Origin of the sequence: Cellulomonas dongxiuzhuiae, assembly GCF_018623035.1 — a bacterium.
GTDB classification, from domain to species: domain Bacteria; phylum Actinomycetota; class Actinomycetes; order Actinomycetales; family Cellulomonadaceae; genus Cellulomonas; species Cellulomonas dongxiuzhuiae.
The window spans coordinates 463,546-475,160 of record NZ_CP076023.1 but is presented as its reverse complement, the minus strand read 5'-3'; the positions used below and the strand labels follow the sequence as shown (position 1 = coordinate 475,160).

11 protein-coding genes are annotated in these 11,615 nt (G+C 74.4%); 8 read left to right on the top strand and 3 right to left on the bottom strand.

What is annotated here, in order from left to right; translation table 11 throughout:
• The first annotated feature begins 7 nt into the window (after nt 1-7).
• A complete protein-coding gene (locus tag KKR89_RS02265; RefSeq protein WP_208197082.1) occupies nt 8-760 on the top strand; it encodes an aminoglycoside phosphotransferase family protein in 753 nt (250 codons plus the stop codon).
• Nucleotides 761-805: 45 nt separating this feature from the next.
• Here KKR89_RS02265 and KKR89_RS02260 read toward each other — a convergent pair whose 3' ends face one another.
• Nucleotides 806-1,102: a DUF1540 domain-containing protein gene (locus KKR89_RS02260; RefSeq protein WP_208197081.1), complete on the bottom strand. Its 297-nt coding sequence runs from the start codon at nt 1,100-1,102 to the stop codon at nt 806-808.
• Nucleotides 1,103-1,417: 315 nt separating this feature from the next.
• Here KKR89_RS02260 and KKR89_RS02255 point away from each other — a divergent pair, with 315 nt between their 5' ends.
• From KKR89_RS02255 to KKR89_RS02240, 4 genes are read left to right on the top strand one after another with little or no spacing between them, the layout of a single operon-like run.
• A complete protein-coding gene (locus tag KKR89_RS02255; protein ID WP_208197080.1) occupies nt 1,418-2,260 on the top strand; it encodes a DUF4397 domain-containing protein in 843 nt (280 codons plus the stop codon).
• A gap of 22 nt (nt 2,261-2,282) precedes the next feature.
• Complete coding sequence (locus KKR89_RS02250; RefSeq protein ID WP_208197079.1) at nt 2,283-3,029, top strand: class F sortase; 747 nt, start codon at nt 2,283-2,285, stop codon at nt 3,027-3,029.
• Between the two features lie 57 nt (nt 3,030-3,086).
• A complete protein-coding gene (locus KKR89_RS02245; RefSeq protein ID WP_208197078.1) occupies nt 3,087-3,659 on the top strand; it encodes an RNA polymerase sigma factor in 573 nt (190 codons plus the stop codon).
• Entirely contained in the window at nt 3,643-4,446 is an 804-nt protein-coding gene (locus KKR89_RS02240) for an anti-sigma factor (RefSeq protein WP_243882984.1), read from the top strand. The genes KKR89_RS02245 and KKR89_RS02240 overlap by 17 nt, the downstream gene beginning before the upstream one ends.
• A gap of 40 nt (nt 4,447-4,486) precedes the next feature.
• Here KKR89_RS02240 and KKR89_RS02235 read toward each other — a convergent pair whose 3' ends face one another.
• Nucleotides 4,487-6,040 (bottom strand): SulP family inorganic anion transporter, encoded by a 1,554-nt coding sequence (locus KKR89_RS02235; protein ID WP_251140976.1) that lies wholly within the window; start codon nt 6,038-6,040, stop codon nt 4,487-4,489.
• Nucleotides 6,041-6,164: 124 nt separating this feature from the next.
• Here KKR89_RS02235 and KKR89_RS02230 point away from each other — a divergent pair, with 124 nt between their 5' ends.
• Nucleotides 6,165-6,533, top strand: a complete 369-nt coding sequence (locus KKR89_RS02230) for an ArsR/SmtB family transcription factor (RefSeq protein WP_372438583.1) — start codon at nt 6,165-6,167, stop codon at nt 6,531-6,533.
• Nucleotides 6,530-7,183, top strand: a complete 654-nt coding sequence (locus KKR89_RS02225) for a methyltransferase family protein (RefSeq protein WP_208197077.1) — start codon at nt 6,530-6,532, stop codon at nt 7,181-7,183. Before KKR89_RS02230 ends, KKR89_RS02225 begins: the two co-directional genes overlap by 4 nt.
• Nucleotides 7,184-7,208: 25 nt before the next feature.
• Here the strand turns inward: KKR89_RS02225 and KKR89_RS02220 are convergent, their stop codons facing one another.
• A complete protein-coding gene (locus tag KKR89_RS02220; RefSeq protein WP_208197076.1) occupies nt 7,209-9,164 on the bottom strand; it encodes a right-handed parallel beta-helix repeat-containing protein in 1,956 nt (651 codons plus the stop codon).
• Between the two features lie 241 nt (nt 9,165-9,405).
• Between KKR89_RS02220 and helR the strand changes: the two genes are divergently transcribed.
• Nucleotides 9,406-11,565, top strand: a complete 2,160-nt coding sequence (helR, locus tag KKR89_RS02215; protein WP_372438582.1) for an RNA polymerase recycling motor ATPase HelR — start codon at nt 9,406-9,408, stop codon at nt 11,563-11,565.
• Nucleotides 11,566-11,615 lie beyond the last annotated feature (50 nt).

Here is an 11,615-nt window from a genome sequence, read left to right as displayed (position 1 = left end):
CATGGGCATGCACCCCGGTGACGTGGTTCCTCTCGGGTCGGCGCCGCCCGGCGACGTCCCGGGGCACCTGCTCACCTCGGGGTTCTCGACCGACGTCTACGTGCTCGACGACGAGCGCGTCCTGCGGCGGTACCGCGAGGGCCGCGACGCCACGCCCGAGGTCGAGCTGCTGCGCCACGTGCGCACGTTCGACTACCCCACGCCCGACGTGCTGCGGGCCGAGGGGTCCGACATCGTCATGACGCGCGTGTACGGCCCCACGCTGCTGCAGGCGATGACCGCCGGGGAGATCACGCTGGCCGACGCCGCTCAGGTGCTGGCCGACCTGCACGGCATGCTCCACGCGGTGCCCGCGCCCCCGTCGTGGCGCCTGCCGACGGACCGTGACCGGCCGCACCTCGACGGCGGGCCGTCCGTCGTGCACCTGGACCTGCACCCGGGCAACGTGGTCCTCACCGAGAACGGCCCGATGGTCGTCGACTGGGCCAACGCCCGGACCGGGACGCCCGAGCTCGACGTCGCGGTGACGGCGGTCCTCATCGCCGAGGTCGCGGTCGACGCGGGTGGCGACTACTCGCAGGCGGCGCGCGCGCTCCTCGCGGCGTTCCTGCACGCGAGCGACGTCTCGCCGCTCGCCGCGCTCGACGACGCCGCAGCGCTGCGCTCGGTCGCTCCCGGGCTGCTGCCCGGCGAGCGCGAGCTGGTCCCGCACGGGGCCGAGCTGGTCCGCACGATGGTGGAGCTCACCGAGCACCCCTGAACCGAGCACCCCTCACGCGAGCGGCACCGCCGCCGGGTGGTCGCGTCAGCGCGCCGTGTAGGTCAGGCAGTCGGCGATGTCGTGGCCGGCGCCGATGCGCACGGACGGCGCACCGCACTCGAGGTGCGAGTTGTGCGAGCAGTCCTGCCGCTGGCACGCGCCGACGTGCGAGACGACGCGGTCCAGCCCGCCCTTGACGCTCAGCGGGATGAACGTGGCGCACTGCGCGTCCCCCGTGCCGCCGATGGTCACGGCCGCGGCGTGGCAGGACGAGTGGTCGTTGTACGAGCAGCCGGCGACCGAGCACTCGGCCACGGCGGGGAGCTCTGCGAGGGTGCTCATGGGGACCTCCGGGGAGTGGGGCGTGGGGCGTGGGGCGGGAACGTCTCGACGCTAGACCCGTCCCACCGATCCCGCCAGCAAGGAAGGGCTTGCTTACCCGCAGGTCAGGGGCGCTTTTTACGCAACGCCACTGTTGCGCAACCCCCGTCGCCGCAGGTCACCCGGCGGCCCGTCACCGCGGGACCGCGGCACCACCGGGACGTCCGCGAAGAGAAAGTTCGCCGCAGGTGCATCCGGATCGGGCTGCGCAGGGGAAGTAGGGGTGTCAGCACGTCCTCGCCCGCCGTCGCGCGGGCCCCACGGAAGGACCCTCCGATGCGCGCACGACTCCTCACCGGCACCGCTGCCGGTGCTCTGGCCCTCGGCCTCGTCGCCTCGTTCGCGGCGCTCCCCGCCTCCGCTGCCACGGGCGGCTCTGCGAAGCTCTCGGTGCTGCACGGCGTCCCCGACCTCACCGTCGACGTGTGGGTGAACGGTGAGCGCACGCTCGACGACTTCACGCCCGGCACGCTGGCCGGCCCGCTCGACCTGCCCGCGGGCACGTACTCCGTGGCGATCACGGCGGCTGACGCGGCCGACGCGTCGTCCCCGGCCATCGGCCCGGTCGACCTCACGCTCGCGGGCGGCGGCAACTACACGGCCGTCGCGCACCTCGACGCCGCGGGCGAGCCGACGGCCACGCTGTTCACCAACGACACCGAGGCGACCGCCGCCGGCCAGGGCCGTCTCACGGTCCGCCACGTGGCCGCCGCACCGGGCGTCGACGTCCTCGCCGGTGGCGACGCCGTCGTGACGAACCTGACGAACCCGAACGAGCAGACGCTGGACCTGCCGGCGGGCACCGTCTCGGCGACGGTCGTCGCGACGGGCACCACCGAGCCGGCGCTGCTCGGCCCGGCGGACGTCCCGGTGACCGAGGGCGCCCTGACGGTCGTCTACGCGTGGGGCTCCCTCGAGGCGGGCAACCTCGCGATCGCGACGCAGTCCGTGACGGGTCTGCACTCCGACCCCGCGGGCGTGCAGGCAGGTCAGGTCGGTCTCGTGGCCGACAGCTCGCCGGTCCTGCCGGTCGCGCTGACCATGCTCGTCGCCGCCGGGCTCACCGGTCTGGCCGTGGCAGGACGCCAGGTGGCCCAGCGGGCCACGGCGCGTCGCTGATCCCCTGCCGACGAGACGCACCATGAGGCGTGACGTGCCCGGCGACCGACCCGCACCTGCGGGTCGGCCGCCGGGCGCGCCCGCCGCCCGCCGCCGCGCGCGCCCCCTGCGCGCGGCGGCGCCGGCGGCTGCGACGACGCTCGTGGCGCTGCTCGCCCTGACGGCGTGCGGGTCGGCCCCGGCCGACGCCCCGCCGTCCACGTCGTCGCCCACGGCGACGGCCGCACCCACGACGCCGCCGCCGGGGCCTGCGGTCCCCGACGTGCCCGTCGTCGACGCGGGCCTCGGCTCGCTCCCCGCGCCGGCGCCCGCACCCGTGCGGCTCGTCGTGCCGGACCTGGGCCTCGACATGCCGATCGACGCCGTGGGCGTCGCGGGCGACGGCTCGATGGAGATCCCGCAGGACGCCGGCAGAGCCGGTTGGTACCGCTACGGGCCGGCACCGGCGACGCCGGAGGGGGCGACACTCGTTGCCGCGCACGTGGACTCCTGGACCACCGGGATCGGACCCTTCTCGCGGTTGCGGGAGGTGTCCCCGGGGGCACGGGTGGAGGTGACGGCCTCGGACGGCGTGGTGCACGTGTACGCCGTCCGGGGCGTCACCCAGGTGCCCAAGAGCGAGGCCCCGGTCGCGCAGTGGTTCGACCGGACGGGCGCACCCAGGATCGTGCTGGTCACGTGTGGAGGGGCGTTCGACCGTGAAGTCGGGCACTATGCCGACAACGTCGCCGTCACCGCCGATCCCGTCGCGGACGCCCCAGGTGGGTGAGCGGCGTGAGGCGCACAGGGGGTGCGCGGCTCGGTGACGCTGACGGAGGGAGCGCCGGTGAGCACGTCGGCCACCGCGCCCGACGACGTGGAGGAGCTCGGACGAGCCTTCGCGTCGGGGGACGAGGCGGCCATCGGCGAGGCGTACCGCCGGTGGTCGAGCCTGGTCCACACGGTCGCCGTGCGCTCGCTCGGCAACGCGTCGGAGGCCGAGGACGTCACGCAGCAGGTGTTCGTCGAGGCCTGGCGTGGCCGGGCACGGTTCGACCCGGACCGTGCCCGGCTGCCCGCGTGGCTGCTGGGGATCACGAAGCACGCGGTGGCCGACGCGCACGAGCGGCGGACCCGGGACCGCCGGCTGCGCGAGGAGCCGCAGGTGGCCTCTGACCCGGACCGCGTGCCGGTGGCGACGCTCGACCAGCGGGTCGTCGACCGCGTGGTCGTGGCGGACGCCCTGGACGACCTGGGCGACCCGCAGCGCACGATCCTGCGGCTCGCGTTCTACGACGACCTCACGCACGACCAGATCGCCGCGAGAATGGGCCTGCCGCTCGGGACGGTCAAGAGTCACGTGCGACGTAGCCTGGCGCGCCTGCGGACCCGATGGGAGGTGGATGGTGCTGTCCGATGACCTGCACGTGGACGACGAGACGCTCGCCCTCCTCGCCCTCGACGAGCCCGTCGGCACCCCGGAGGAGCACGACCACGTCGCCGCCTGCCCCCGCTGCACGGCCGAGATCGCGTCGCTGCGCGGCGTCGCGGACCTGGCGCGTGAGTCCGGCCCGGAACCGCATCTCGTGGCCCCCGCACCCGAGGTGTGGGACCGCGTCGCGGCCGAGCTCGGCTTGGGCGAGCGCGCGCACGCGGCGGCACGCGGCGAGCTGACGGTCGGGGCGGCGCAGGTCGAGCCGACGGAGGGCCAGCCGACGGGCGGCTCCGGCACCGACCCCTCCCTCGCCACCGTCACGCCGCTCGCGCCGCGCAGCCGCACGCGCCGGGCCTGGCTCGCGGTCGCGGCGGCGGCCGGCCTGGTCGTCGGCGGCGTGGGCGCGTCCGCGTGGTGGCAGCTGCGGCCCGACCGCTCGACGGTCGTCGCGAGCGCGGTGCTCGAGCCCCTGCCCGGCTGGACGGAGACCGGTACGGCGCAGGTGCGCACCGCGGCCGACGGGTCGCGCTCGCTCGTCGTCGACCTCGACGAGGCGCCCGCGGGCGAGGGCTTCCTCGAGGTCTGGCTGCTCAAGCCCGACGTGTCGGGGCTCGTCAGCCTGGGCACGCTCGACGGGACGAGCGGTGAGTTCGCGCTGCCGCCCGGACTGGACCTCGCGGAGTTCCCGGTCGTGGACGTCAGCGACGAGCCGCTCGACGGCGAGCCGGCGCACTCCGGGGTGTCGGTGGTGCGGGGCGCGCTCGACGCGTGAGCCGGGCGCCCCGCCGCGCTTGCGGCCGGGCGGTGGACGCTCAGCCCCCCGCGCCGAGGTTCCCCGCGAGCCGGTCGTGCCGCTGCGCGCTGGCCGGGTCCATGCCGACGATCGTCACGGTCTTGCCCTTGCTCGCGTACTTGTGCCGGATCGCGTCGAGCGTGGCGACCGTCGACGCGTCCCACACGTGCGCCTTCGACATGTCGATGACGACGTCCTGCGGGTCGCCCGCGTAGTCGAACCGGTAGACGAGGTCGTTGGACGACGCGAAGAACAGCTCGCCCTCGACGGCGTAGACGCGCTGCCCGTCGTCGTCCCCCGCGTCGAGGCGCGTGACGGTGGTGAAGTGCGCGACGCGGCGCGCGAACAGCAGCGTGGCGACGAGGACGCCGGCGCCGACCCCGAAGGCGAGGTTGTGCGTCGTCACCGTGACGACGACGGTCGTGAGCATGACGGCCGTCTCGGAGCGGGGCATGCGGCGCAGCGTGCGCGGGTGCACCGAGTGCCAGTCGAACGCGCCGACCGAGACCATGATCATCACGGCGACCAGCGCCGCCATCGGGACGACCGCGACGACGTCGCCGAGCCCCACGACGAGGACCAGCAGGAACACGCCCGCGAGGAACGTGGAGATGCGGGTGCGGGCACCGGAGATCTTGACGTTCATCATCGTCTGGCCGATCACCGCGCAGCCGCCCATGCCGCCGAAGAAGCCGGTGATGATGTTGGCGCCGCCCTGGCCCCACGCCTCGCGGGTCTTGTTCGAGTGGGTGTCGGTGATGTCGTCGACGAGCTTGGCGGTCAGCAGCGACTCCAGGAGGCCGACGACCGCGACGGCGAGCGCGTACGGCGCGATGACGCGCAGCGTCTCCAGGGTCAGCGGGACGTGCGGGATCAGCAGGCTCGGCAGGGACTCGGGCAGCTCCCCCTCGTCCCCGACCGTCGGGACCTTGATGGCTCCGAGCACGGTGGCGGCGGTGAGCAGGACGACCGCGACCAGCGGCGCCGGGACCGCCGTGGTCCAGCGCGGCAGCAGCACGATGACGATCACGCCGACCGCGACCAGCGGGTAGACCAGGAACGGCACGCCCGTGAGGTGCGGCACCTGGGACATCAGCACCAGGATGGCCAGCGCGTTGACGAAGCCGACCATGACCGAGCGCGGGACGAAGCGCATGAGCCGCGCGACACCCAGGAGGCCCAGCACGACCTGGATGACGCCGGCGAGGACGATGGTCGCCATCAGGTAGTCGACGCCGTACCGCGGCGCGACGGGGGCGACGACGAGCGCGACCGCGCCCGTGGCGGCGGAGATCATCGCCGGCCGGCCGCCGAGGAACGCGATCGACACGGCCATCGTGAACGACGCGAACAGCCCGACCCGGGGGTCGACCCCCGCGATCACGGAGAACGCGATCGCCTCGGGGATCAGGGCGAGGGCGACGACGAGCCCGGCGAGCGTCTCGGTGCGCAGCCGGCGCGGCGAGCGCAGGGCCGCCAGGACCGAGTGGGACTCGTCGGCCTCGGGCGGGCCGGCGACGGGGGCGGTGGCGGTGGCGGGGTCGGGCAGGGAGGGTCGCTGGTCGTCGGGCACGCGGGTGTTCCGTTCGGGGGGAGGGAGGCGGCGAGCGACCGGAGGGGCGGTGGCCGCAGCGCCCGTCACGCTAACCGATCATGTGGGGTTCCCCCGTGCCTCCTCCGGCATCTATCATCGTCGGATGGCGATGATAACGGCAGAGAGCGATGGGGACGCGCCGGGCGGGCTGGAAGCCGCCGCGTGCCTCTTCCGCGGCTTCGGTGACGCCTCGCGCCTGTTGATCCTGCAGCACCTCGCTCTCGGCGAGCACCGCGTCGTCGACCTCACCGAGCACCTCGGCCTCGCGCAGTCGACCGTGTCCAAGCACCTCGCGTGCCTGCGCGACTGCGGCCTGGTGACCTCGCGTCCCGAGGGCCGGTCGTCGATGTTCCGGCTGACCCACCCCGAGGCGCTCACGGACCTGCTCGCCGCGGCCGAACGCCTGCTCGCGCTGACGGGCGACGCAGTCACGCTGTGCCCGACGACGGGCAGCGCGAGGACCGGCCGATGACGCCCGAGGCGGCGACCGTCACCGGCCTGCTGCTCTACCTCGCGGGGGTCGTGGCCGCGTTCGGCATCCGCACCTGGATGCATCGGCGGCGCACCGGCAGCACCGGGTGGCGCGGCCTGTCCGGCAGGCCGGGGTCCGCCGAGTGGTGGGGCGGCACGATGTTCGCGGCGGCGATGCTGCTCGGCGCCGCGGGGCCCGCGCTCGCCGTCGCAGGTGTCGGGCCGGCCCGCGTCCCCCTGCCGTCTGCGGTGGCGTGGGTCGGACTCGTCGCCGGCGGCCTCGGGTTCGTGGGCACGCTCGCCGCGCAGGCGGGCATGGGCGCGTCGTGGCGCATCGGGGTCGACCCGGCGGAGCGCACGACCCTCGTCACGGGCGGCGTCTTCGCGGTCGTCCGCAACCCGATCTTCACGGCGATGGCGACGGCCCTCGTCGGCGTGGCGCTGCTCGCCCCCACCGCGGTCACCCTGGCGGCGCTCGTCAGCCTCGTCGTGGCGGTGCAGCTGCAGGTCCGCGTCGTCGAGGAGCCGTACCTGCGACACACCCACGGCGCGGCGTACGTCGACTACACCGCTCGTGTCGGCCGCTTCGTCCCCGGCGTGGGACGTGCAAGGACTCGCGAGACCGAGGAATCGGGGACACGGAGTCCCTGATTCCTCGGTCTCGCGAGGCGGTGGGCTAGAGCAGGCGCAGCCGGGCGCCCGTCAGACCGCCGGCCAGCGGGCCCGCGGGACGCGAGCCGTCGAGCGGCTCGCCCAGCAGGTCGGTGTCGAACCGCACGGCGCTGCCGTCGACGTCGTCGAACTCCGCGCCGACCAGGCGCGTGGGCGGCAGGTCGGTGATCACGTCGAGCACGGCCGCGTCGGCGCCCGGGACGTCGACCTCGAGCCACACCTCGTCGCCCTGCGTGACGACCTCGACGCGCGCCGGGCCCTCGAGCACCAGCGGGTCGGACTCCACGTCCGCGGGGCGTGCGCCGCCGACGAACACGTTGCCGCGCGACCAGTACGGCTGCACGCGGCTGCCGAAGCGGTTGTGGTCGCCGTCCCAGCGGTCGCCCATCTCCGTCAGGTACTGCTCGAGCGACGTCGGGTAGCCGTCGTACGCGCCGGTGCCCGTCTGCGAGCCGATGCGGCCCCACGACGTGGGCGCGTACGCGACGTCGAGGTCGCCGCCGGCGAACACGTTGCCGATCCACCGGTCGTCGCCCGTCAGGATGAGCGCGTACCCGGCGACCTGCGTCGAGTGCGGCCGGTGGTACGGCGTCGCCCGGTCGAGCATCTGCTTGAGGCCGACGGTCCCGCACAGCAGGTTGCGCACGTACGCGCCGCCCTGGCTGTGGTTCTCGACCGACACGGGCGACGTCAGGACGTTGTGGTCGACGACGTAGGGGCCGTGGCTGACCTCGATGAACAGGTCGCGGCTGTTGTCCCACAGGACGTTGCGCGTGATGCGCGTGCCCTGCGTCTGCCAGTCCAGCCAGATGCCCAGCGAGCAGTCGTGGATGCGGTTGTTCGCGATGACGACGTCGATCGGCGCGTGCAGCTTGATGCCCGCGATCTCGTGGCCGTAGAAGTCGCGGTCGTTGGCGATGTCGTGGATGTGGTTGTCCTCGATGCGCGAGAACACGCAGCCCAGGTGGCCCACGACCGCGTTCTGGCCGCAGTGGTGGATGTGGTTGCGGCGCACGACGTGCGAGCCGATGTGCTCGCGGTCCCAGCCGATCTGCCGCGCCGAGAACACCGACTCGAGCTGGTACTGGTAGCCGGGCTTGTCGCCGCGGTCGCTGGCGTAGTTGTCGCCCGTGGACGCCTCCTTGCCCAGCGAGACGGCCGAGCACGTCGCGTCGTGGATGTCGTTGTCCTCGATGACCCAGCCGCGCGCCCAGTTGGGGCCGATGAGGCCCGGCTGGTTCGCCGTCGGGGGCGCCCACTGCGTCGCGGCCTGCGCGAGCTCGAAGCCGCGCACGGTGATGAAGTCGACGTGGTGGTCGGTCGGCCAGAAGACCGTGGGGCGCACGTTGATCTCGGTCAGCGCGGCGTTGGGGTCGGCGTCGCCGAAGCTCGCGTGGATCGTCGTGACGTCGGCGCCGACCTCGGCGTGCCACACGCGCGGCGTCCAGTCGGGGTCGGCGACGGGCACGGTCGTGCCGGTCCAGTCGTCGACGACCTCGGTGCGGCGCGGGGCGTCCGCGACGGCGTCGACGCTCGCGACCTCGCCGAGGCGGCGGCCGTCGAGGTACACGGCGCCGAGGTGCTTCTTCGGGTCGTCGCGGCCGGGACGGACGATCCAGTCGCCGTCGACCTCGACGGCGAACGGGTTGACCTCGCCGAACAGCGCGTTCGGGACCTCGACGCGCCACACGCCGCCGCCGACCGGCTCCCAGCCGGTGACCTGCTCGGAGCCCGTGATGCGCACGTGCTCGCCCGGGGCGGCCTGGTAGGTGATGCGGCGGTCCTCGCTGCGGCCGCCGCGGCGCGGGCGGACCCACTCGCGGTACGTGCCGGCGTGCACGGTGACGGTGTCACCGGGGCGGGCGAGCTGGGCCGCGCGGTCGATGGTGAGCAGGGGTGCGTCCTGCGTGCCGACCGCATCGTCGGACCCGTGGACGGAGACATGGATAACCGTTGCCATGAATCGACACTACCTGCGGCCAGGGCACTCGCGGCGCAGCTCACCCGGGGCGCCGACGTACGTTCTCGGGCCACGTGAGAGGACAGATCTCAGACCGGGCGAGAGCACAGCTTCGAGAGGTATCCCTTCCCAACGTATAGCGCAGGGGGTGTCTTGCGGCAAGGGCCCGTCGAGGGCGCATGATCGAGCCCGTGCCGCGCGCGTCCCCGCGGCGTCCCACCCTCTGCCGAGGAGCTTCACCGTGCCCCTGACCACCCCCGCCGCACCCGCGTCGGGCTTCGCCCTGCCCCCGAGCCGTGCCGCCAAGGCGGACCCCGCGCTCGTCGCCCGTGACGAGCGGCAGTTCGCCGCGCTCGCCGCGACGCTCGCGGAGCAGACGGCCGAGCTGCGGGAGCGGATCGTTCGGCTGCGGCGCGCGCCCGGCGGTCACGGCCAGGCGGCGCTGGACCGGGACCAGGACATCCACCGGCTCAGCGGGCGGCTGCGGCTGCTCGAGCGGTTCGGCATCGACCTGTGCCTCGGGCGCATGGTCCTCGAGGACAGCGCCGAGCCCGTCTACGTCGGACGGCTGGGGCTGACGACGAGCACGGGTGAGCGGCTGCTCGTCGACTGGCGCTCCCCCGCGGCCGAGCCGTACTTCGCGGCAACGCTCGCGCACCCGATGGGCCTGGTGAGCCGTCGTCGCTACCGCTGGACCGAGGGCCGCGTCACGGACTACTGGGACGAGGTGTTCACGCCCGAGGGGTACGACCAGGCGGCGGCGCTCGACGACCAGTCGGCGTTCATCGCGAGCCTCGGCGCGAGCCGCTCGGCCCACATGCGCGACGTGCTGGGGACGCTGCAGGCCGACCAGGACGCGATCATCCGTGCCCCCGCGCGCACGCCGCTCGTCGTCGACGGCGGCCCCGGCACGGGCAAGACGGTGGTCGCGGTGCACCGTGCCGCGTACCTGCTGCACTCCGACCCGCGGCTGCGGGACCGGCACGGGCGCGTGCTGCTCGTCGGCCCGCACCGGCAGTACCTGTCCTACGTGGCCGACGCGCTGCCCGGGCTCGGTGAGGAGGGCGTGCTGACGTGCACGCTGCGGGATCTCGTCCCCGAGGGTGCGACCGCGCTGCCGGAGGAGGACGCGCGGGTCGCGCGCCTCAAGGCGTCGGCCGCGATGGTCCGGGCGGTCGAGCCGGCGGTGCGGTTCTCCGAGCGTCCCCCGACCCAGGGCATGCGCCTGATGACGCCGTGGGGCGAGGTGACGCTGAGCGCCGACGACTGGGCCGACGCGTTCGACGCGCCCGACCCCGGCATCCCGCACAACGAGGGCCGCGACCAGGCGTGGGAGGCGCTCGTCGAGATCATCGCCGACGGCCTCGCCGACGACGTCCCCACCGACCAGCTGCGCCGCGCCCTGACGCGCGACCGCGAGCTGACCGGGATCTTCAACCGGGCGTGGCCCGTGCTGGAGGCGGCCGACGTCGTCGCGGACATGTGGTCGGTGCCCGCCTACCTGCGGCTGTGCGCGCCCTGGCTGACGCCCGAGGAGGTCGGTCTGCTGCAGCGCGACGACCCGCGCGCGTGGACCGAGGCCGACCTGCCGCTGCTCGACGCGGCCCGTCGCCGCGTGGGCGACCCCGAGGTGTCCCGGCGTCGTCGCCGGCGCGCGGCGCAGGTCGCCTCCGAGCGGGAGTTCATGTCGCACGTCGTCGACAACCTCGCCGCGGGTGACGACTCCACGCTGGGTGTCATGCACATGCTCGGCGGCGAGGACATGCGCAGCGCGCTCGTCGACGAGGCGGGGCTGCCGACCGCCGACCCGGACCTGCTCGCCGGGCCGTTCGCGCACGTCGTCGTCGACGAGGCGCAGGAGCTCACCGACGCGCAGTGGCAGATGCTGCTGACCCGCTGCCCGTCGCGCAGCGTGACGATCGTCGGGGACCGGGCCCAGGCCCGGCACGGCTTCCCCGAGTCGTGGACGCAGCGGCTCGAGCGCGTCGGGCTGCGCGGCGTCGCACTGACGTCGCTGAGCATCAACTACCGCACGCCCGTCGAGGTCATGACCGAGGCCGAGCCCGTGATCCGCGCGGCCGTGCCGGACGCGAACGTGCCGACCTCGGTGCGCTCGACCGGCGTGCCGGTGCAGTACGGGTCGCGCGCCGACCTGGCGTCCGTCGTCGAGGACTGGCTCGCGACGCACGAGGGCGTCGCGGCCGTCATCGGCGACCCGACGTTCCCCGCCGGTCCGCGCGTGCGGGCACTGACGCCGCAGACCGCCAAGGGGCTGGAGTTCGACCTCGTCGTGCTCGTGGACCCGGACGGGTTCGGCGCCGGCATCGAGGGTGCGGTCGACCGGTACGTCGCGATGACGCGCACGACGCAGCAGCTGGTGGTGCTGACGACGGACGGGTGACGTGACAACGGGCGGCGGCGTCGGCGCCGCCGCCCGTCAGGCCGCCCTCG

Coding starts and splice junctions, on each gene's coding strand:
- KKR89_RS02265 (WP_208197082.1), top strand. CDS start 8: ATGCACCCCGGTGACGTGGTTCCTCTCGGGTCGGCGCCGCCCGGCGAC.
- KKR89_RS02260 (WP_208197081.1), bottom strand. CDS start 1,102: ATGAGCACCCTCGCAGAGCTCCCCGCCGTGGCCGAGTGCTCGGTCGCC.
- KKR89_RS02255 (WP_208197080.1), top strand. CDS start 1,418: ATGCGCGCACGACTCCTCACCGGCACCGCTGCCGGTGCTCTGGCCCTC.
- KKR89_RS02250 (WP_208197079.1), top strand. CDS start 2,283: ATGAGGCGTGACGTGCCCGGCGACCGACCCGCACCTGCGGGTCGGCCG.
- KKR89_RS02240 (WP_243882984.1), top strand. CDS start 3,643: ATGGTGCTGTCCGATGACCTGCACGTGGACGACGAGACGCTCGCCCTC.
- KKR89_RS02230 (WP_372438583.1), top strand. CDS start 6,165: ATGGCGATGATAACGGCAGAGAGCGATGGGGACGCGCCGGGCGGGCTG.
- KKR89_RS02225 (WP_208197077.1), top strand. CDS start 6,530: ATGACGCCCGAGGCGGCGACCGTCACCGGCCTGCTGCTCTACCTCGCG.
- KKR89_RS02220 (WP_208197076.1), bottom strand. CDS start 9,164: ATGGCAACGGTTATCCATGTCTCCGTCCACGGGTCCGACGATGCGGTC.